This window comes from Marinomonas posidonica, from assembly GCF_043643765.1.
Taxonomy (GTDB): Bacteria; Pseudomonadota; Gammaproteobacteria; order Pseudomonadales; family Marinomonadaceae; genus Marinomonas; species Marinomonas posidonica_A.
This window is the reverse complement of the sequence record NZ_JBHZSP010000008.1, coordinates 13,241-34,832: the sequence shown is the minus strand read 5'-3', so window position 1 is coordinate 34,832 and position 21,592 is coordinate 13,241. Positions and strand designations below refer to the sequence as shown.

General features: G+C 43.6%; 20 protein-coding genes. 9 read left to right on the top strand and 11 right to left on the bottom strand.

The window, feature by feature from the left end:
• The first annotated feature begins 6 nt into the window (after positions 1–6).
• Positions 7–1,083 carry an agmatine deiminase gene (aguA, locus tag ACHUFM_RS10375; protein ID WP_394182087.1) on the top strand — a complete coding sequence of 359 codons (1,077 nt, stop codon included), beginning with the start codon at positions 7–9 and terminating at the stop codon, positions 1,081–1,083.
• A 102-nt stretch (positions 1,084–1,185) separates the two neighbouring features.
• On the opposite strand, the gene ACHUFM_RS10370 is transcribed toward aguA, so the two are convergent.
• From ACHUFM_RS10370 to ACHUFM_RS10340, 7 genes are all read right to left on the bottom strand, one after another.
• Entirely contained in the window at positions 1,186–2,595 is a 1,410-nt protein-coding gene (locus ACHUFM_RS10370) for an alanine/glycine:cation symporter family protein (protein ID WP_394182085.1), read from the bottom strand.
• A 272-nt stretch (positions 2,596–2,867) separates the two neighbouring features.
• Positions 2,868–3,524, bottom strand: coding sequence for an HAD family hydrolase (locus tag ACHUFM_RS10365; protein WP_394182083.1), 657 nt, complete (start codon positions 3,522–3,524; stop codon positions 2,868–2,870).
• A 36-nt stretch (positions 3,525–3,560) separates the two neighbouring features.
• Positions 3,561–4,481, bottom strand: a complete 921-nt coding sequence (locus ACHUFM_RS10360; protein WP_394182081.1) for an EamA family transporter — start codon at positions 4,479–4,481, stop codon at positions 3,561–3,563.
• Between the two features lie 11 nt (positions 4,482–4,492).
• Positions 4,493–6,229 carry a putative 2-aminoethylphosphonate ABC transporter permease subunit gene (locus ACHUFM_RS10355; RefSeq protein ID WP_394182079.1) on the bottom strand — a complete coding sequence of 579 codons (1,737 nt, stop codon included), beginning with the start codon at positions 6,227–6,229 and terminating at the stop codon, positions 4,493–4,495.
• The gene (locus ACHUFM_RS10350; protein ID WP_394182077.1) at positions 6,226–7,302 is read right to left on the bottom strand and encodes a putative 2-aminoethylphosphonate ABC transporter ATP-binding protein; all 1,077 of its coding nucleotides are present in this window, start codon (positions 7,300–7,302) and stop codon (positions 6,226–6,228) included. The genes ACHUFM_RS10355 and ACHUFM_RS10350 overlap by 4 nt, the downstream gene beginning before the upstream one ends.
• A gap of 173 nt (positions 7,303–7,475) precedes the next feature.
• Entirely contained in the window at positions 7,476–8,504 is a 1,029-nt protein-coding gene (locus tag ACHUFM_RS10345) for a putative 2-aminoethylphosphonate ABC transporter substrate-binding protein (RefSeq protein WP_394182075.1), read from the bottom strand.
• A 177-nt stretch (positions 8,505–8,681) separates the two neighbouring features.
• Positions 8,682–9,389 carry a UTRA domain-containing protein gene (locus ACHUFM_RS10340; protein WP_394182073.1) on the bottom strand — a complete coding sequence of 236 codons (708 nt, stop codon included), beginning with the start codon at positions 9,387–9,389 and terminating at the stop codon, positions 8,682–8,684.
• Positions 9,390–9,492: 103 nt separating this feature from the next.
• Between ACHUFM_RS10340 and ACHUFM_RS10335 the strand changes: the two genes are divergently transcribed.
• Positions 9,493–10,587, top strand: coding sequence for an amidohydrolase family protein (locus ACHUFM_RS10335; RefSeq protein ID WP_394182071.1), 1,095 nt, complete (start codon positions 9,493–9,495; stop codon positions 10,585–10,587).
• Positions 10,588–10,592: 5 nt separating this feature from the next.
• Here ACHUFM_RS10335 and ACHUFM_RS10330 read toward each other — a convergent pair whose 3' ends face one another.
• Complete coding sequence (locus tag ACHUFM_RS10330) at positions 10,593–11,006, bottom strand: helix-turn-helix domain-containing protein (protein WP_394182069.1); 414 nt, start codon at positions 11,004–11,006, stop codon at positions 10,593–10,595.
• Between the two features lie 162 nt (positions 11,007–11,168).
• On the opposite strand from ACHUFM_RS10330, the gene ACHUFM_RS10325 reads away from it, so the two are divergent.
• The 3 genes from ACHUFM_RS10325 (at position 11,169) to ACHUFM_RS10315 (ending at position 14,607) form a co-directional block, all read left to right on the top strand.
• A complete protein-coding gene (locus tag ACHUFM_RS10325; protein WP_394182067.1) occupies positions 11,169–12,320 on the top strand; it encodes an EAL domain-containing protein in 1,152 nt (383 codons plus the stop codon).
• Between the two features lie 173 nt (positions 12,321–12,493).
• On the top strand, positions 12,494–14,113 hold the full coding sequence (locus tag ACHUFM_RS10320; RefSeq protein ID WP_394182065.1) for a methyl-accepting chemotaxis protein: 1,620 nt from the start codon (positions 12,494–12,496) through the stop codon (positions 14,111–14,113).
• A 146-nt stretch (positions 14,114–14,259) separates the two neighbouring features.
• Complete coding sequence (locus ACHUFM_RS10315) at positions 14,260–14,607, top strand: thioredoxin family protein (RefSeq protein ID WP_394182063.1); 348 nt, start codon at positions 14,260–14,262, stop codon at positions 14,605–14,607.
• Between the two features lie 10 nt (positions 14,608–14,617).
• On the opposite strand, the gene ACHUFM_RS10310 is transcribed toward ACHUFM_RS10315, so the two are convergent.
• Entirely contained in the window at positions 14,618–14,884 is a 267-nt protein-coding gene (locus tag ACHUFM_RS10310; RefSeq protein WP_394182061.1) for a hypothetical protein, read from the bottom strand.
• A gap of 99 nt (positions 14,885–14,983) precedes the next feature.
• Here ACHUFM_RS10310 and ACHUFM_RS10305 point away from each other — a divergent pair, with 99 nt between their 5' ends.
• Positions 14,984–15,907: an N-acetylmuramoyl-L-alanine amidase-like domain-containing protein gene (locus ACHUFM_RS10305; protein WP_394182059.1), complete on the top strand. Its 924-nt coding sequence runs from the start codon at positions 14,984–14,986 to the stop codon at positions 15,905–15,907.
• On the opposite strand, the gene ACHUFM_RS10300 is transcribed toward ACHUFM_RS10305, so the two are convergent.
• Positions 15,889–16,317, bottom strand: a complete 429-nt coding sequence (locus ACHUFM_RS10300; protein WP_394182057.1) for a DUF2721 domain-containing protein — start codon at positions 16,315–16,317, stop codon at positions 15,889–15,891. The two genes, ACHUFM_RS10305 and ACHUFM_RS10300, sit on opposite strands and share 19 nt — an antisense overlap.
• 103 nt (positions 16,318–16,420) lie before the next feature.
• Between ACHUFM_RS10300 and ACHUFM_RS10295 the strand changes: the two genes are divergently transcribed.
• Entirely contained in the window at positions 16,421–17,005 is a 585-nt protein-coding gene (locus tag ACHUFM_RS10295) for a glutathione S-transferase N-terminal domain-containing protein (protein ID WP_394182055.1), read from the top strand.
• A gap of 38 nt (positions 17,006–17,043) precedes the next feature.
• Positions 17,044–17,442: an MmcQ/YjbR family DNA-binding protein gene (locus tag ACHUFM_RS10290; RefSeq protein ID WP_394182053.1), complete on the top strand. Its 399-nt coding sequence runs from the start codon at positions 17,044–17,046 to the stop codon at positions 17,440–17,442.
• A gap of 79 nt (positions 17,443–17,521) precedes the next feature.
• Here ACHUFM_RS10290 and ACHUFM_RS10285 read toward each other — a convergent pair whose 3' ends face one another.
• Positions 17,522–19,159, bottom strand: coding sequence for a methyl-accepting chemotaxis protein (locus ACHUFM_RS10285; RefSeq protein WP_394182051.1), 1,638 nt, complete (start codon positions 19,157–19,159; stop codon positions 17,522–17,524).
• 317 nt (positions 19,160–19,476) lie between these two features.
• Between ACHUFM_RS10285 and ACHUFM_RS10280 the strand changes: the two genes are divergently transcribed.
• Positions 19,477–21,360 carry a PhoX family protein gene (locus ACHUFM_RS10280; protein WP_394182049.1) on the top strand — a complete coding sequence of 628 codons (1,884 nt, stop codon included), beginning with the start codon at positions 19,477–19,479 and terminating at the stop codon, positions 21,358–21,360.
• The last annotated feature ends 232 nt before the right edge of the window (positions 21,361–21,592 follow it).

Genomic DNA, 21,592 nt, shown 5'->3' with positions numbered 1-21,592 from the left:
AGGGCAATGTTAACGACACCACTACAAGATGGCTTTTGGATGCCTGGAGAGCATGCTCCTCAACAAGCTGTCTGGCTAGCTTGGCCAACCAGAGTCGATAATTGGCGACAACAGGCAAAGCCTGCTCAGCGAGCGTTTTTGCATTTCATTCATCAACTACAAAAGGTGGTACAAGTTAACCTTGCGGTGCTGCCTGAGCTGGTTGAGTCAGTGAGAGAGTGTGTGCCAAAAGACGTTGAAGTGCATGCTATTGCTTATAATGATGCTTGGATGCGTGATATTGGTCCGACCATAGTGGTCAATCAAACAGGCGAAAAGCGTGCTGTTAATTGGCAATTTAATGCTTGGGGTGGTGAACGGGATGGTCTGTATGAGGATTGGCAAGCGGATCAATCAGTGGCTTCGAAAGTGGCTAAGCGTGAGCAGGTTCAGCAATACGATGCACCTTTTATCCTTGAGGGTGGGGCAATTCATTGTGATGGCGAAGGGACACTTTACACCACGGAAGAGTGCTTATTGCATCCTAGCCGAAATCCGCACCTGTCAAAGGCGCAAGTGGAAGCAAATCTTCGAGAATATTTGGGCGTTGAGAAAGTCATCTGGTTGCCGAAAGGGTTATACAATGATGAAACCAATGGTCACATAGATAATATTCTGCATGTTGTTCGACCTGGAGAAGTCATGTTGACAGTCTGTGAAGATCCGAGTGATCCCCAGTATGACATCAGCATGATGGCGTTAGATATTTTGAAGGATGAAAAGGATGCGCAAGGTCGTAACATTAAAGTCTACGCCTTACCTATGCCTGGCCCTTTGTATATATCTGAAACGGAAGCGACCGGTTTGGTGTCGTCTGATCGCATGGCACGAGAAGCTGGAGAAAGGCTTGCGGCTTCTTATGCAAACTTTTTAATCTGTAATGACAGTATCTTTTACCCTTTATTGGATGAACAAGAAGACAAGGCCGCAGCGCGAGTTTTTGCTCAAGCCTTTCCCAACCATAAATTAATTGGCATTCCTGCTCGTGATATTTTATTGGGAGGCGGTAACTTGCACTGCATCAGCCAACAAATTCCTCGTTAACCTTCTGTTCGTATTTCGTTGCTAAGTTTCCATAAAAAAACCATGCGAGTGAGTCACTCGCATGGTTTTTGTTATTGTGGATCTTGGGAGAATAATTTGCCGTTATTTTGGCTCAGTCTTTTCATCCCAAACAGACAAATCAATGTCTTTCTGTAGTTCAGGGTAGTCGTCCGAATTAAACACGGGGGTGTGCGTTTTGTTCTGTTGCACATAGTCTTTGGTTAACTTAACGACCAAGCCAGACAACAGCATGATAGCAATTAGGTTAATGGTCGCCATTAAGCCCATCGCAGCGTCGGCCGCATTGAATACCATGGCAACACTTTCGTAAGCGCCCCAAGGGATCATCACCAACGCCAGCACTCGCAAAATAAAGATGCCGGGCTTATTCGCCCATTTTAGGTAAGTAAGTGCGTTTTCAGCGTAGCTGTAATTACCAATGATAGAAGTGAAAGCGAAGAAGAAGATCGCAATCGCGACAAAATAGTGACCGAAACCCCCAATATGGTGAGACATGGCCGATTGTGTCAAAGCAATACCGGATTCGCCATTGCCCATCACGCCTGACAAGATGATCATTAAGGCGGTGGCTGTACAAATCAACAGCGTGTCAATGAAAACACCCAATGACTGCACCATGCCCTGTGATGCGGGGTGATGAGGATTTGGTGTCGCCACGGCGGCAATATTTGGCGCCGACCCCATGCCTGCTTCGTTGGAGAAAAGGCCGCGCTTGATACCGTTCAACATGGCACCAGCAACACCACCTGCAGCCTGCTCAAAGCCAAAAGCACTTTTGAAAATCAAGGCAAAGGCATCAGGGACTTGTTCAATATTGACGGCAATGATGTAGAAGGCAAGCAATAGGTAGACAATGGCCATGAAAGGCACAACGATCTCAGCAAAGCGAGCGATTTTGCGAATACCACCAAAAATGACGATGGCGGCTAACGCCATGATTACTAAGCCAGTGGTCATTTTTGGGACGCCGAATGCGCCTTCAACAGCACCGGCAATCGAGTTAGCTTGCACCGCGTTGAATACTAAGCCGAAGGCAAGAATTAAGGACAAGGAAAAAATCGCACCAGCCCAAGGCGCTTTAAGTCCTTTGCTGATGTAGAAAGCCGGACCGCCGCGAAGCTGGCCGTTTTGATCTCGCACTTTGTAGACTTGAGCAAGCGTACTTTCTGCGTATGCCGTGGCCATACCAATTAATGCAACCACCCACATCCAGAAAATTGCTCCAGCACCACCCAGTGCCAGTGCTACCGCAACACCGGCCATATTACCTGTGCCGACACGAGAGGCCAAACTGGTGCAAAGTGCTTGAAAGGGAGTGATGCCACCTCGATCATGTTGGGGGGCTTTGAAAACGGTTCGAACAAACTCTGGGAATTGGCGTATCTGTATGAAACCAAGACGGATGGTGAAGAAAACGCCAACGGCTAATAAGCCATAGATCAAAATATAGCCCCAAAAGAGGGTATTTAACGAATCAATAATAGTCGCCATGTGGCACTCCCAAATTTATGTTTTTCATTATTAGAGTGGGGGAAAGACTTCAGTAAAGTCTAATAAATCGTGATTCTTTTAGAGTCACTGTTTTGTAAAAGGCAGCAAGACTAGCGTCTTAAAAAAAATAGGCAAGCTAAAAAGGATAAACAATGTTCAAATTTGGTGCATTTTTCTTGCAAAATTTATTTTGTGTTTGATTTTGGTGCGATGTTTTGACTTTGAAAAAGAAAAAGACGCTTAAAAAACAGTGAGATAAGCGCCCTTAAATATTACCTTAAGTTAAGAATCTTCCAATGGCGTTGTAGAGCAATGTTTGTGAGTATTGGGTCCGGATCAACGGCAATGGGGTGACTGACTTTTTCCAATAAAGGAAGATCATTATGGGAATCACTATAGAAATAGCTGTCTGACATGGATTCTCCATGTTGCTCTGCCCAAGCCAAGGCTCGTGTGACTTTTCCTTCACGGAAGGTTGGTGTACCGATGAGCTCACCGGTTATTTTTCCCTTTTGAACGTCGAGGTCGACTCCTAAGGCATGTTTCACCCCTAGATAGCGAGCAATGGGAGCAACCAAATGAATACCAGTGGCTGAAATTATGATGACTTGATCTCCTGCATCATGGTGTTTCTGTAATAACATTCGAGCTTTTGGTAATGCCATCGTGATGATGACATCCTTAATGAAAGCTTGGATTAGTGTTGTGACTTGATCGGGTGTTAGGGAACACAGAGGGGATAAGGTATAGCGCATATAAGTCGCTAGATCCAAGGTACCTGCGTCATACTCTTCCATATAAGCGAGATTTTTCGCAAGAAAATCGTCAGGAGTGGGAAGGTCGTCGTGAGCGGCAATGTATTCAGAAAAGGCTTGCGCGGTATCGCCCGCGACTAACGTGTTATCAAGATCAAAAAATGCGAGTGCCATTCTGGCTCCTTGTAATGTTAAAAGATGCGCTCGGATTTAGCCCAGCGCCACAGCGATTAAACCGACAAATGTCATAAGAACTCCGAGAATTTTTGGGCCCTTTAAAGATTCACCAAAACCAATAACAGCAAATAGAACGCCCAGTGGAATGCTCAATTGTCGAAATGCTACGACGTAACTAACATTATCGACAAACGCCATACTGAGAATGACCAAAGAATAGGTTCCAAGCATCAGGCCACCTGTAAACAAGGCTGCCTGCCATTGATTACGAATCAGTTCAGCACATTCACGACGTTGCTTTTGAGTAATAATCACAAACCAGATCATCCAAATGACAGCAAAGGCACTTTGCAAAGTCACGTAGAGCAAGGCGACGTCACTTGGGCTGGCGATTGGATTTCCTGAGGCATCGGTTAAAGCCCTCATTAATTGCGTTGCTTTGTTGTCAACTAAGGAATAACCCGCCGTTGCAAAGGCCGCAACGAGAGCAAAAAAAGTTGTCCGATTTCGGTAATTAGTCAATTTGAATTCATTAAAGCTGGGTAATGGAATGAACAGACAGCCAAGTACGATCAAGACCATGCCAATAACGGCTTGCAGTGAAACAGCTTGTTGTTGCCCAAGGACAAAAGTGGAAATGCCCACAATGATTAAAGGCGAGGAGCGAGCAATTGGATAGGCAATGGACATATCCCCCGCTTTATAGGCTTCGGCCAATCCCCATAGGTAGATGGATTGGCAAAGCCCTGTCAGTAACAGCAGTATCAATATTTCTTGGTTGAATGCGAGAATGAGTGCCCCATGAAGTATCACAAAAGGGGAAAAAATCACCGCCCCTGCGACCATGGTCAAGAAAAAGAAAGCTAATGTCGGGCTGGTCTTTTTACCAAAAAAGTTCCAGCCCGCATGCATAAAGGTGGATATGAGAACTAATACTATAGCGGTCAGACTCATTTATGCGTTTCCTATTTCTGGCGCCAGGACTGAGTGTGTTTAAGTAACACATTACCTAACAACCAGTGAACTAAGCGTGCCACCATGCAGGTCAACATGATCATTACCGCCATCGCAGCAGCCGGCGCAATATCACCAGCATCATCCATATTTAATACCGCCACAGAGGCTAAGCTGGTGTGGTAAGAATAAAGGAAGACCACTGCTGACACTGTGGTCATGGCGTTGACAAATAAATAGCTGGCAATGTCTAACACCGCAGGCATACACACCGGCAAGGTGACGCGCCAGAAGGTTTTAATTTGCGGTACTTTTAATGAAGCCGATACGGATTCAAACTCAGCATCAATCTGTTTTAGGGCCGTTGTTGCGGTCAGGTGGCACACGGTATAAAAGTGGCTAATAGTACAAACCACCAAGATGGTCATGGTGCCATAGATACCATTAAGTGGATTGTTGGGGGCGTTGAAGAAGAAAATATAAGCCAAACCTAGCACCAGCCCAGGCACGGCTAACGGCAAGATAGCAAATAGGTGAAAGCACCATTTTAGTAATTGGAAACCTTTAAGTTTTGCAACCAAATAGGACTGGAAGAAGATAAAACCTGTACCAATCAGAGCGGTAAAGGTGGCCATTTGAATGGAGTTCCAATAGGAGTCCCAGCCGCCGCCATCCATTAGGTCAAAGTTATAGTTGTTAAAGGATAGGCTTAGATTGTAGGGCCAAAAGGTGACCAGTGACGCATAAACTGCCATCAGTATGATGCCGACAATCACCACAGAAACCAGCACCATAAGAGTGAAAAACGTGCGGTCTAACCAAAGGCGTTTTGGTGCAGTCCAGGGAACGGCTTTCGATGTCAATAAAGCAGACTGTCGACGTTGTAACCAACGATCTGTCATAAAGGTCAGAATGGCAGGCAAGAGTAAGATAACGCTAACCGTCGCGCCCATTTCAAAGTTCTGCTGGCCAATAACCTGTTTGTATATGTCTGTCGCCAAGACATTAAATTGGCCGCCAATGACTTTCGGAACACCGAAATCGGTAATAACCAATGTGAAGACGACAAAGGCAACACTGATAATGCCATATTTTGCGGCTGGCAATGTCACGGTAAAAAAAGTGCGTATTGGGGACGCGCCCAGTACTTCTGCGGATTCATAAAGACGAGCATCGGTATTGGCTAAGGCGGTTAGCATGATCATTAAGGCATGCGGAAAAGTCCAAAAACAGGAACCAATGACAATCCCAATGGGACCATAGATGCTTTCGCCCATGAGTAATTCTTTAATGATGCCTTGGTTACCAAAGAGGTAAACCAAACTGATGGCTGGCAGGAGTGATGGCGCTAATATAGGCAACACAAGAATAGTGCGAAACAGACCTTTAAACGGAATACGTGTGCGACTGATGCCATAAGCGGTCAAAAAGGACAGCGTAGTGACAATGAAGGTCGACAAGAAAGCGATCAGCAATGAGTTATTGATCGCGTTATACAAACTGGGCGTGGCGAAAAAATGGCTGAAATTCGCTAAACCAACGAAGTCGCCGGCTTTATTTTCAATACTTTTGGATAACAGAGTGTAGATTGGCAATACAACGCACACGAAGAGTGCTAAGGTTCCAATCATAAGCACACCACCGAGTGACCATTCATCCAAACTACGCTGGCTTAACCATTTTGCTCCCTTATTCTGAAACGTTTTGATTTGCGTCTGGTCCGCTGTCGTGAGACTGGATTGGCTCATGCTTGACCTCCGAAAATATGCAGACGATCCGCTGGTAGTTGGCAGCGTACGGATTGACCTTGAGCCAGGTTTAAGCCAGACATTTCGTTCATTGAAATGTCGGCAATAATAGGTGTCTCATGATCATCGATTTGCAATAAAGAGCGCACTCGAGAACCAAGGAACTCTAGATGAAGCACTTGAGCATTGAGGCTGTTTTTATCATCCTCATGACCATTAAAACGAATGTCTTCAGGGCGAATCGCCAGTTTCACATTTTCTCCGAATGTGCTTTCGCTACTTGGTTCGCACTGCAATATCAGAGTGCCTGATTTCATTAAACCATCGCCACTGTTTTTGGCTTCAATGAAGTTCATTTCGCCCACGAATTCTGCCACAAATGGGGTATTGGGGCGCGTGTAGACGTCTTGTGGCGTACCAATTTGCTCAATAACGCCTTGATTCATGACGACGATTTTATCGGCCATGGTTAAGGCTTCTTCTTGGTCATGCGTTACCATGATAGTCGTGACACCGAGCTTTTCTTGTAGTTGCTTGATCTCTTGGCGAAGGTGCGCTCTTACACGAGCGTCCAGCGCAGAGAGTGGCTCGTCCAATAACAGCAGCCCTGGAGACGTGGCCAAAGCTCGTGCTAAGGCGACCCTTTGTTGTTGACCTCCAGATAATTGAGCTGGGTACTTGGTTTCACTGCCAGACAGTCCAACGGTGGCTAACAGTTCGCTCACACGAGCCTGTTTATCACGTTGACTAAACTGCTTTGATACCAAGCCGTAAGCAATGTTGTCAGCAACAGATAAATTTGGGAATAGGGCGTATGACTGAAACACAATGCCAAAATCCCTATGTTTGATTGGGGTTTGTGTGATGTTTTGGCCCGCTTGAAAAAGCTCGCCGGACCTCGGTGTGTCCAACCCAGCAATAATGCGTAATAGACTAGTCTTGCCGCAACCTGATGGGCCTAGAAAGCAGACAAATTCGCCTTCTTGAATGTTAAGGGAAACGTCTTTTAAGGCTTGATGTGAGCCAAACATCTGATGAATGTTTTGTAGTTCTAAGTAGGCATGGTTGGACATAGAATCCTCTCCTTGAATAAGAGTCTGTTTTGTCATCATCTCTTAAACTCACAAAGCAAAGTAGAGTAGAGTAAGCGGATATGACAAAACAGGCTAAAAATCGGCTAATGCAGAATACGTCTGTTGAATGAAAAAACACGGGGAATCGGCATGCCTATTCCCCATGTAAGATACTATTTAGGGTCACTTTTGCTATCGTAGCGTTTTTGCCATTCAGCAAGAATTTGGCTGCGATTATTGGCAGACCATTCGAAGTCGTTGTTGATCATTAGTGCTTCTGCGTTGGCCGGGAAGTACTCTACAGGTTTGGCTATGCCTGGCATGGCGACAACCGCATAACCTTCGTTGTACATTTCATTGGCTTTTTGTGATGCTGTCCAGTCAACCAAAGTCTTCGCTGCGGCTAGCTTGTCAGTCCCTTTGATAATGGCGGTCGCTTCCATGTCCCAGCCTAACCCTTCAGTTGGAAAGACAATGTCGAGTGGGGCGCCCATTTTTTTCGATTTAGCAGCTCGAAAGGCGAATGAAATACCAATTGGAATCTCCCCGGCGGCGGCTAACTTACAAGGCTTAGAACCTGAGTGTGTGTAGCGATTAATGTTCTGATGTAAGCCGTCCATGTAAGCCCAGCCTTCTTTTTCGCCAAAAATCTGCAACCAGCTACTGACGTCTAGAAAACCTGTACCGGATGAATTTGGGTTTGGCATGATGATGTGGCCTTGATATACCGGCTTGGTTAAGTCGGCCCAAGAGGTTGGCTTTGGTAAGCCCAGTTTCTTTGCTTCTACCGTGTTGTAGCAGACGGCTGCCATCCAAGCGTCCATGCCAGTCCAAACCGGGTTGTTGCTCATGTCTTTGAATTTTGGTGACAGTTTTTCAGAGCCTGCTGGTTGATAGGTTTGCAGCATGTCTTCGCTTTTAAGCAACATTAAGCTGGTGGCGGCTAAACCCCAAACAACATCAGCTTGAGGGTTGTTTTTTTCTGCCAGTAATTTGGCCGTTACTATGCCAGTTGAATCTCGTACCCAGTTGATTTTGATGTCAGGATGCTCTTCGTTAAAGCGAGCGGCATATTTCTTAAGGTCTTCTGCTTCAATCGCAGTGTAGACAGTAAGTTCTGTTTTTGCGGCGTGAGCGGCCATTGAAACCGTAGTGATGCCTGCTAAAACAGCCAGACGTTTAAGTAGGGTCTTATGTGTCATTTCTCTTCTCCATGCATCAGGTTGGTAAACTGGTATATACCAGATTGTGTAATGCAAAATAGCAGCCAAATATGTCATTGATGTGACAATTCTTTTAATAGGGCGCACGAAAAATGGTGTTATTGACTGCTTTTTAAGGGAATAGAAAAGAAATTTGGTGGCGTTTCGGAAGAAGGGTTAGTCTCGAATGGCAATATTAATGGTGACGGCATCATGACGCCAAAACTCATAGTCGACCTCAAGAACTTGCTTGTGGCTGGTGTAGTTGATGCGCTCAATCTGCAACCCTGGTTGACCAGCGGCAATGCCTAGATCGTTGGCCGCATGGGCTGGAAGGGAAGTCGATTTGAAAGAAAGATCCATGTCCCGATATTCTTGCTGATATTTTCGTTTAAGAATTTGGCTCAATGATTCAGTTAAATCTTCCTCTTCTATACCAGGTAATAAATTTTGATTGATGTACATTTTCTCGATCAGTACAGGGCGCTGGTCAATATAACGACGACGATGCAAATAGAGGACTGGGTTGCCAACAGGCATGTTCATTAACTGTGCAATGTGCTCATTAGCGGGTTCAATTTGTTGCGCCAATTTCTCTGTGCTTGGTGAAAAGCCTTGTTCTGTCACATACAGATTAAAGCTTAAGTGACTGGCGGGGTGGTAGATCACGGCGGCTGGTGAAACAAACCAGCCGCGTCTATTTTGTCGATAGATAAGGCCTTCGGCTTCGAGGTTTTTAAGAGCTTGTCGAATGGTGACTCGTGTTAGCTTAAACTGCTCGCCAATTTCTCTTTCAGATGGCAACTTACTTCCTGAAACCAATTGTTGACTTGCGATTAGGCCACTGAAGTATTGTTGTAAATGATGATAGTGTGGCGTGGACATGGTAAGGTCTTTCCTATTAATAGACGAGCAAAAACACCTTAAAAATAACGTGTTAGATGAGTAAGCGTCAAAGTTTTTGTTTTAATAAAGAGGATCCATTCTAATGTTTTGTCATCCTTTGATGGTCATGATGGTGTTTTGTTCCTTGTTGGTGGGGTGTGCATATGACTCGATAAGCGAACCACGTCCATTAGCGTCTTTTAAGGCGGGGGCGGCGTGTTATGACCGAACGAATGAACCTTATACGGCTGTTGTCGATAGCCATCTTCATTATCGACCATTTGATGGGCGTGCGATACCGTTTCAACAGGTAAATGACTTTCTGCGCCAAACCAGCGTTCGCTTCGCCAATGTGTACGGTATTGGGCAGATGTTACCAGCCAACTCCAGCTGTTCCAATTATTTAAAATGCCCAGGCATCCCTGTTTCTCCGACGACTCGTAATGATTTTGTTAATGCGGCAAATATGTTGGAGCACGCCCCAGATGATTTGCATTTAACCTTATCGATGACCTTTACAGACTTAGCCAATCCGCAATCCACCTTGGCCATTATGGCGCTCTATGAAAAAGAGTACCCAGACATGTTTCGCTGGATGGGAGAGGTTAATCTAGTCAAGCAAGCTCAGTTTCATAATCGCCATAAGCCAGCAACGCCTCAAGATATTCGTCAGTGGGTTGATTTTATGAGTGAGTTGGAAAAGCGAGACTACCCAATCACTATTCATTCTGACTTAGGAAATAACCGTTTCCCAACGTTATATGTTCCACTAATGGAGCAGGTGCTGTCTTTATATCCGAATAATAAAATTATTTGGGCGCACATGGGGATGTCGTATGAATTGACCAACATGAAAGCGGAACAACATATCGCTATCTTGTCTGCGATGTTAGACAAGCATCCTAACCTGATGTTGGATACTTCATGGCGCATTTTGGATGACTATTATTTTAGCCAGTGGGGTAATCAAGAAAAATACGTTTCTTTCTTTAACCGTTACTCTGAGCGCATCTTGCCAGGTTCGGACTTTGTCGCTTTTCGCAATAATCGTTTTGACGTATATCAAGAGGAGCTCAAAGTGACGGGGCGAATTCATCAGTTTTTGAGTGATGAGGCATTTCGTAATATTGCATTAGGGCAAAATTACTTTGACTTATTGAAGTTGGAATATGTCGCGCCAGAAGTGTGCTCTTCTTAATTGCTTTAGATTGGTTTTTCTTGCCATTTATGCAGAGTTTTAAGTTGTTCTAATAATAAAGATTTATTCTTTGGGGAGAGCTCGCTATAAAGTTTTAATATAAGTTGGGCATCTTTGCTAATGATGGAACTGCCAACTCTTTTATTTTTTTTGAACGATGGATCCTCTTTTTCATCGTATTTAACTTGTTCTAAGAAATCTAAAATATTGCCATCAGGCTGTTCACTAGCAGCATAAATAACAGAGGGCGTAGTATTTAGAGCTTTAGCCAATTTCCATAAAACCTTTTGCGAGGGTTGTCTTAGGCCTTTCTCAATGCGAGACACATTGCTGGTGGCCATATCTGCTTCCAGTGCAATTTGTTCTTGTGTCATCTTACGTTGTAAGCGTAAAACTTTGATAACCTGTCCTATCTTCATGACGAGATTATCCTTTTTGACTTGCTAGTACGACAAAACCTATGAGGCAATTTGCTTGACACAATTTGCCTTATAGGCAATATTTGTATGTCATTTTGTCTATATGACAAATAATGATATCTAAATATCATTATCTTAAACATGCAAAGCAAGGACTTGCTCGTGGAATTAGATGCGTGTAACACAAAGCGTGAATGGCGTGAATCTGAACTATTTGATGCCAGTTTACTTGTTCTAGATGCTGAAAATACGCTCGTTTCATGTAATGCTCGTGCTCAGAAACTTTTTCTAACTAATTGTTCTAACAAGACTATCATATTTCCTAAGGATTGCTTTTGGTCACGGGAAAAACAAGGTACTTTTTTTTTAGAAGAGTTTAGAAAGTATTCAGGTACAGCAATTTCCTTATTGTATCGGCCTGAAAAGGCGTCCCCTTTTTTTGTGACAGTTGCGGTAGACCCATTTTTTCTTGAAGGTAAAGAGTACCTTAGTTTGATGTTTCGTCGGCAGGCTGTTGAAAGCGCAAACAATGAACTTTCGACAGATTTTATGGTCAGCGCATTTTGCCAAGATTTGTTTGCTAAAAAATTGTCTGTGGTTTATCAGCCTCAAATTAATGTAACTGATAACTCCCTTTATGGTGTTGAAGCATTAGCAAGGTGGTCTTCTGATGAGTTTGGTGATGTGTCGCCTGATGTGTTTGTTGAGATTGCAGAAAGCTATTCTATTATCTCAGAATTAGATTTTTTAATTTTTAATAAAGCCTGTCTTCAATTTGTTTATTGGCGAGATAATGGACTGTCCATTCCACACATATCGGTTAATTTTTCTGCTATGAGTTTTTGTGATTCTGATATCTCGAATCGTATCAAAAACATGCTAATAAAATTAGACATTCCATTCGATCAGTTGATTATCGAGATAACCGAGCGAACTCCATTTCTTTCTATTGATAATGTTTCAGGCAGAATCGCTGAGCTGTATTTTATGGGAATAAACGTGTCGTTAGATGATTTCGGAACCGAACATTCTAATCTTAAAAGATTATTAAAATTCCCAATATCCCATTTAAAACTGGATCGTTTTTTTGTACATGAATTTCCAAATAAAATGGCCGTTTATTTAAGTCGTATTATTTTTAATATATCGCAAGATCTTGATGCCCTATCAATTGCTGAAGGTGTGGAAACGCAAAGTCAGCTGTCTTTACTAATAGAAGCTGGCTATCAAGTTGTACAAGGCTTTCTCTATTCTCCACCTTTATCCTCTGCTGAGTTTGAGCAGTGGATAAAGATGAGGATCTCCAATTCTTAAGTTTAGGAAGTCACATAAAAGGTTTACTTGAAACAACCTCATTGTGCTTGTCCTGAGTCGGTTTGAGTGCTGGCTCGACGTTTCACTCTCGACGTTTAGTCCCTTCTTGGCGCTATACGTCGGGTTAATATGTCACTTAAGAAGTAACGTTACTATAAATTAAGGGTACGAATATGTTACGAAAGATGAATATTAGGACGCGTCTATTCACCGCTTTCTCCGTGATTTTACTGTTGTTAATCATACTTGGGGGAGGAGGGATGAATGCAATGAAAGACATTCGCTCTAATTCTGAGAAGATTGAGCGCAATATACTTCCAGCTATTTCAAGTCTTGGAGAGATGAATAGTAATTTAATGAGAGTGCGAATTTTTACATTACGTTTGTTAAATGAAAAGAATGAACAACGCCAAAAAACGACCTTAGCAACTTTGGTGTCATTAAAACAGGAAGTAGAAGAATATCAGCGTGCTTATGAATCTCACATTGAAGAGGCAAGTGAGCGTCGGTTATTTGAAGAATTCTTGCAGCATAAAAAAATGTATCTTGATTTACAGGGGCAAGTAACAGATTCGGTGACGCAGCAAGATGACTCTAGAGTGATGGAATTGGTTCCCAAAATGAATGTGGCAGCTGATCAGATGGTGAAAGCACTGCGTGCTATTGTTGAGGAAAATCAACGCATCGCGGATCAGACGAGTGAGGCCTCATCACAGGAATACAATAATAGTTTGGTGGCGACAAGTGTAATCATTGTAGGCACCGCAGTATTTGCGATTTTTATTGCGATTTATCTAGCTAAGAGCATTAATCAACCTCTTCAAGCCGCTATGCATTCTGCTGAACGAATTGCTCAGGGAGATTTAACGCAAACATTAAAAGTTGATGGTAAAGATGAAGTAACTCGTTTGGCCACGGCTTTAGACACGATGCAAAATAACCTTAGAGAAGCCATCATTCATATTGGTGAATCTTCGAGCCAGTTGGCTTCGGCAGCAGAAGAACTTAATTCTGTTACTGAAAGCTCAACAAATGGATTGCAGCAGCAAAGTGATGAAATTCAACAGGCTGCTACCGCTATTACCCAAATGAGCTCAGCGATTGATGAAGTCGCGAAAACGGCTCAAGCCACTTCTCAAGATTCACATGAATCTTCTCGCTTGGCGTCAGAAGGCAAGGGTAAAGTAGATGAGACGACCTCAGTTATTACGGATATGAACCAAGAAATGCAAACCAGTACCAATGTGATTAACCAGTTGGCGAGTCAGGTGTCTTCGATTGGACAGATTCTGGATGTGATACGTGCTGTATCGGAGCAGACTAATTTACTGGCTTTGAATGCGGCAATTGAAGCGGCCCGTGCTGGTGAGGCAGGGCGAGGGTTTGCTGTCGTGGCGGATGAGGTACGTAGTCTTGCTCATAGAACACAAGAATCCACTGAAGAAATCGAAACCATGGTGAAAGACGTTCAGACCTCGGCCAATATGGCCGTCTCTTCAATGGAAAGCACCAGTCAAAAAACCAGCATGGCTAAGCAGGTGGTGGCCGAAGCGGCCCTAGCCTTAGAGCAAATTACTCGCCGTATTGCCGCGATTAGTGACAGTAATCATGTGATTGCTAGTGCTGCAGAAGAACAATCGAATACAGCGAAAGAAGTAGATGGGAATATCACGAATATTAGTGATTTAGCAGCACAAACCGTTGTTGGTGCGAATCAAACGAGCGCCAGTGCGGCAGAGTTGACGCGCTTAGCCGTTGAGCTTAATGATCTCGTGGTGAAATTTAAAGTTTAGATCGTCTCATTTTCTGAATTAAGGTGAGCCTGAAGTGCTCTCATTAAAGTCAGATAATGTGTTAGGAAGCCGCCTTTTTGGGCGGTTTTCTTTTTGAGCTTGCAAAGCCTAGAATGCGGTAAAGTAAATTAAATAAGGTGTCCAATATGTTAGCAATGACGCTTGGCTATAATGAAAATTACTCAGAGAAAGCGCCTGAAAAAGAGGCATTAGATCATCTGGCGGGGTATGTATTGGTTGAATTTGGCGCACCCTGGTGCGTTCATTGTCAGGCGGCTGTGTCTGTTATTGAATGCTTTATGAAAGCTTATCCGACTATGCCTCATGTGAAGGTGTTTGATGGCAAAGGAAAGAGATTGGGACGCCAGTTTGGTGTGAAGCTGTGGCCGAGCTTAATTCTACTAAAAGATGGTCAAGAAATTGGGCGCTGGGTTAGGGTGACAAAGATTGAAAACTTAGATCAAGCCAAAGCTATGCTTGATCACTGTGGTTAAATTCTAATGCTTAAACCATGATGTCAATTAAGCTACCTATGGCTTTGTTTGAACCATCAATGACCTGCGCATTCGATTGAGCATTTCGAGTGGCTTGCCTCGCTTCCATTAAGCTTTCCTCAATAGAACCATGCTGTACATCGAGCTCCTTGGGTTGTACTCGGTCAAAAGTTTGAGTCGCCATTTGTGCGACTTCTTGATTGGCTTGTTCAAGGTTTCTTTGACTTTGTTGTAAGCCTTGTTGGCCATATAAAAAAGGTGGATTTTGTATCTTCATGGGCAAACCTCTCTTTGTACATGGTATTTTAACAACATGATGTTAGGCTGTTAGTGAGGTTTTTGTTCATTTTTGTGATGTATTGCAAACGAGGTGGTGATGAAAAAATATTGGCTAGGCTGCTGTCTCTTAGTGGGTAGTTTATATAATCATGCCAACGGGAGTGATTTCGAGTACATCTATGATCCAGCAATAGAGCGTGTGTTCTATCAGTCAATGACTACTCAAGTAAATTCGATGGATGTGGCAACGCGTGTCGAACGACTAAGTCATCTGTTTATGGGAGCACCTTATGTTGGTGGCAATGCTGGAGAAGGGCAGAGTGGGCAATTCGATAAAGACCCAATGATACGCTTTGATGTGTTTGACTGCACAACTTATGTTGAGACGGTGCTGGCTGGAATACAGTCCGTTTCAGCAGGAAGCTTTAAAGACAATTTAATCAACATTCGTTATCAGCATGGTCAGGTCAATTTTATGCAACGTAACCACTTTCCTAGTTTGGATTGGTTGCCGAATAATCGAAAGATATTACAAGACATCACGGATCGAGTTGCTCCAAAACATTTTCAGAAAGCAAGCACGCAAATTGATCGAGCGGCTTGGTATCGTCATTTAAGTGCTAAAAGCATCGCTTGTAAGCAGGGCTGTGAACCGCTTCTGGAAAAATTGCACGCGACTGGTCAGCATTTGCAAGTGGTCCAAGCTGACATTCCCTATGTACCGTTAACCGCCGTGTTTTTGGGACCAGATAAACAAGTGAATCAAGCTTTACTTGATCGTATTCCGTCGGGCAGTGTGATTAATATGGTACGTCCTGATTGGGCACTTAAGAATTGGATCGGTACTAATTTAAATGTGTCACATCAAGGATTCGTACTAAGACAAGATGGTCGTCTAATTCTTCGTCATGCCAGTGTGACGCATCAAAAAGTAGTGGATGAGGATTTTATCGACTACTTTGCTCAGTATGATGCGTCCTCATCGTTGAAAGGTTTTAATCTTCAGTCGATTCGCTTGTAGGGCTTTTTTACCGATTTTTTGCGCGTTAGGTCTGCGTTAAAGTGTTTTAAATGAAGTTCTAAAGCGTCACAAGAAATGGTAATTTCACGCACGGATAGGTACAAAGAATACATGAGGCAAACTAGGCTAGCAGCGAAAATATAACTGCCTACTTGTTGGTATTCCATATAAATGGCGAGCATGGACATGACGCAGAGAAAAAAGCTGATCACGCCTGCTTCTTGCATTCGTCGAATGAGATAAATGCGTTTTCTTAAATTAACGATTTGTTCTGTGGTGTTATCGTCTTCTTGTTTTGGATCAAAGGTCCGAATGATAGAGGCTAGGGTCACGAAGCGGTTGGTATAAGCCAGCAATAAAAGGGACACGGCGGGAAACAACATAGCGGGAGTCGTTAGGGTGATGATCATGGTCTTCCTTTTGAGGATGTCATTCATTGAAAGTATTAACCGACTCTATTTTAACAGTTTTTCAGGAATAGTGTGATGGAAACCATTGCGCTTGGAGGCAGTGATGAAACTAGTGGTTGGAACCTTATCCACCTGGTCTTTACGGGCTTGGATTTGCAGTCAATTAGCCGGTGCTGAGGTTGAATTGCAGGGGATTGATCTGCAATCCGAAAGTGACAAAGCTGAGTTAAGACAATTGTCGCCAACAGGCTTGGTGCCCGCTCTGCTAATTGGTGACATAGTCGTGCATGACTCTTTGGCTATCGCGGAATATTTTAACGACTTCTCAGATGGGGCTTTGTATCCATTATCAGCGCTTGAGAAGGCGGTGGCGAGAAGTTTATGTGCCGAGCTTCATGCGGGCTTTGTAACCTTGCGTCAACAATGTCCATTTTCACTACAGCCTGTGACACCGTTAACTGAGATATCCAGTGATTTACGTCACGAACTAAACAGAGTCGATGAAATTTTTTGTCAGGTAAAAGGGCCTTTTATGTTCGATAGTCCTGGTGCTGTGGATGCTTTTTACGGCATTTTAGCCTATCGTATTGCCGATTATGATCTGCCCCTGTCAGATAAGGCTAAACACTATCAACAAGCGTTATTAGCTTGGCCATTGTTGCAGCAAGCGATTGCGCTACGTTATTGATGGTTTCTTTGTGTCCCACATTTTGAGGCGAGGTTGGTTTGCAACTAGATCGTGTAAAATCCTATTTATTGTCCAAGCCTGAAGCGGTGGAAGTGTATCCTTTTGATAACCGTACTGCTGTGTTCAAAGTACAGGGAAAAATGTTTGCTCTACTGACTCGCTACCAAGCAAAAGGTTTGCTGAATCTGAAATGTCAGCCGGATCATGCTATTGAGCTGAGGGATGTGTTTGACGAGGTGATACCTGCCTATCATATGAATAAGCGACATTGGAATTCTGTAATGTATGAAGGAAGTTTGCCAGATGGGGAAATTGAGCGTTTGATTGATCACTCCTATGCTCTGGTTGTGAAAGGCATGAAAAAATCTTTAAGAGAAGGGTTGGTGTTGCGACATGGCGAAATGGCCGTCTATGGGAGCGATATCCAAGAGTGCTAAGTGCTCTAAAGAGAGCGTGTTAGATATAAAAAACGCCAACAAGAAGGACATCTTGTTGGCGTGATCGATTTCCTAGAGGCTAAAGTTTGAAGGCCGACATGACCTTCTGTGTTTGTTCTGACGTTTGAGCCAGAGATTCACTCGTTTGGTTGTTCTGCTGGACTTGCAAACTCGCCTGCGCTGATAATTCAACGACTTTTTCATTTAACTCGTTGAGTCTTTGTACAACATCGCTTTGTAGCGTGACACTTTGAAGTACCGAGTTACTGGCGCGATTAATGCCTTCCGCTGAGCTGGCAATGTCCTCGAGATATTGCGCTGTCATACTCATCTCTTGAGTGGTTTTTTGTGATTGCTGATGACTTTCCGTAATTTTGCTTTCCGCTTCTTTTGCACCACTCTGTAGCTTGTTAATCATGGCTTGAATTTCATCTGTGGAGGCTTGAGTTCGGCTGGCTAAGCCGCGAACTTCGTCTGCCACCACAGCGAATCCGCGCCCTTGCTCACCAGCTCGAGCGGCCTCAATCGCCGCATTCAATGCCAGCAGGTTAGTTTGCTCGGCGATTTCACTGATGACATCCAACACAGTACCAATGGTTTGAGATTGTTCTGCCAGTTGAATGACCGTGTTTAACCCTGATTCTAATTCGCTTGATAGTTTATCTAGTGAATCAACCGTTTGTTGTATTGAATCTTGTCCTGTGCGAGTTTTCTCGACGGTTATTTTAGCGGAATCTAATGTCGTTTGCGTGCTTTCAATGACTTCGTTTTTGAAGCTATCGACTTCCGCAATGGCTTGTGTCATTTCAGTGAATTTGCCTTCTCTTTCTTGGCTAATTTCTCTGGTTTTGGCTGAAGCAATTTTCAGCTCTTTGCTTTTAGATTCCACTTCTTGGTTAAGCAACACGGCTTTATTCAAAGTATCGCTAAGTCTTTTTACAAACGTATTGTAGGAGATGGCGATCTTGGTTAATTGGTCGTTTCCAGATTCAGGGAGACGAGCGGTTAAATCACCAGAACCGTGGGAAATGTCTTCCAGAGCTGTTTTAATTTGACGAATTGGCGTGAGGATAGACCTTAGAATGATGACGGAAATAAACAGAGCAAATAGAATAATAACTGCGCTGATGCTGCCCAATTTTATGATTTCTTGTTTGAACTGTTGATCAACATCGTCTAAATAAATACCAGAGCCAATAATCCAACCCCATGGTGCAAACCCTTGCACGTACGAAATTTTTTCAACGGGTTGTTCACTACCAGGTTTCGGCCATAGGTAATCAACAAAACCTGCTTGTTGAGCTTTAACCACCTTAACGAATTCTGAAAACAGTTTTTTTCCGTTAGGATCTTCAAGATTTGCTAAGTTTTTTCCGTCCAAACTCGGTTTAACAGAATGCATGATCATGACTGCGTCATAATCATTGATCCAAAAGTATTCAGCACCGGCATAGCGAATGCCTTTAATGGTGTCCATTGCGTATTTCTGAGCCTGATCTCGGCTCAGTTCGCCTGATTGCTCGAGTGATTGAAAGTGGGTTAAAACACCTGTAGCTGTTTCAACAACGTGTTTCGTTTGCGCGTATTTTTCATTAAGGAGTGAGGTTTTATTCTCACTGAGCGAAAGCGAAATCACTAAAATTAAGCCAATGGAGAAAAAAGTCACCAGACTGATTAACCTGTGCTTAATAGGGATTTTTCTTAAGGTGTTTATCATAGCGGTATCCTCTCGGGAATCTGCGTTATTTTTATTATTATTGTCTATAAGTAGTTTTGCTTCCTGCTTACTAGTTTAATCCTTTTTTTTTAAACAATTCAATAATGCCATTTAACTGTCATTTCTGTGTAACTTTTTGTCTATAGATTAATTGTCAACTTCTCTTAAGCAGGGGAGGTTAGAAACGACAATCTTGGGAAGGCTGCGTTTCTAATATCTCAAACAGCAGGTTAGAGCACCATCTATAAGAAGTGAAAAAAGATGGCGGTTCTGACTTATTTTCGTCAGTAAGAAATCACTATTGATAGGGCAGTATTATGACAATTGAATGCAAACAAGATTTGAGCTTTGATGAACTAGATGAGTTAGTGCGTCCAGCACCGGAGGTGGTGGAATTTGAGAAAGTAGCGAACAAGATGGTATCGCGTCGTGGCTTTCTAAGTGGTGGTGCAGCGGTGGGTGCCAGCGCATTCGTGATGGGGTCAACCTTTGGTGCTGCTCAGGCTATGGCGGCTCATCATCAACCTTCTCGTTTAGCGTTTGATATGGTGAAAGCCACGACTGCTGACACTATTACCCTGCCAAAAGGTTACACTTGGCAAGTGGTAGCTTCTTGGGGGGATCCATTGTGGTCAAAAGGCGTGCCTTTAGATACGAATACTGGCGGTACAGGTGCTTCTCAAGAAATGGCTTTTGGTGATAACAACGATGGTTTAGCCTTCTTTAATCACAATGGCGTGTTTGTATTGGCTGTTAACAACGAATACGTTAATCCAAAAACCTTAAATGCCAACCGCGAAGGCGGTGAAACTATGACGGCAGATGATGTGCGCAAGAACAAAGCTGCACACGGTGTGTCCATTATGGAAGTGGCTAAATACGATGGTAAGTGGAGCATCATTAAAGACTCTAAATTCAACCGTCGCATCACTGCAGATACTGAAATGGAAATCACTGGTCCAGCACGTGGTCACGATTTGATGAAAACCTCAGCAGATCCTCGTGGTGTATTAGCAAAAGGCACCTGGAACAACTGTGGTCAAGGTCAAACACCTTGGGGAACCTATCTGACTTGTGAAGAGAACTTCAACAGTTATTTCGCAGCTTCTGATGACAGCTATCAGCTTCCTGATGAACTTAAGCGTTATGGTGTGAGCACTTCTGAAGGTCGCTACAAGTGGGAAATGGCAGACGATCGTTTTGATCTTGCCAAAGAACCAAATGAGCCAAATCGCTTTGGTTATGTGGTTGAAATTGATCCAATGAATCCAAACTCTCGTCCTAAAAAACGTACCGCTCTGGGTCGTTTCAAACACGAAAATGCCGAAGTCGCGATCGCGGCAAACGGCCATGTTGTTGTTTACCTAGGCGATGATGAGCGTGGTGAATTCCTTTACCGCTTTGTTTCCAAAGGCAAATACCAAGTAGGTGCTGACAACTCAGACTTGCTTGCAGAAGGTACTTTGTACGTTGCTAAATTCCATGACAATAATCGTGGTGAGTGGTTAGCACTAACGCCTGCGACAACAGGTATGACAGAGGCAGAAATTGCCATTCACACTCGTCAGGCAGCATCCAAAGTGGGCGCGACGACGATGGACCGTCCAGAGTGGGTTGCGGCGAATCCAAACAAAGTAGAAGCCTACTGCTGTCTAACCAATAACAAGAACCGTGGCGTGAAACCAAATGCGGGTGGTGATGCGACACCAGCAGAAGGTCCGAACCCACGAGTTAAGAACAACTTTGGTCAGATCGTGCGTTGGGAACCAAGCAACGAAGATCACACAGCAAATGATTTCAAATGGGATTTGTTTGTGATGGCGGGTAACCCAGCAGTCTTTGACGATGCTTATGCGGGTTCTGCGAACGTGAACAAAGACAACATGTTCAACTCGCCGGACGGTTTGAAATTTGACCGTAACGGTTTGTTGTGGATTCAAACCGATGGCAACTACTCGAACGAAGGGGAGTTTGCTGGTCAGGGTAATAACCAAATGTTGGTTGGTGATACAGAGACGGGTGAAATCAAACGTTTCATGGTCGGCCCAACTAAGTGTGAAGTGACTGGTGCGGCTTGGAGCTCTGATTACTCAACTATGTTTGTTAGCATTCAGCACCCAGGTGGTACTTGGCCAACAGGTGGCACACCGCTTTCTAGTGTGATTGCCATCACACGTGAAGATGGTCGTGCTATCGTGTAACCAGTTCGATAAAAGCGAATGCAGGCCAGCATGCGAAAGTATGTTGGCCTTTTTTCATTGTAAAGGCAGATTTGATTTTCTTTTGTTCTGAAGGCTTTAGTTGTGACGCATATCATGATATTCATATCTAGCGATGCATGAATATATAATATTTCATTATAATTTGTCGCAAATTCAAGAAAGGTAAGAGCAGCCTAACAGACATTCAGCTTTGTTCGTACCTTCCTTAACT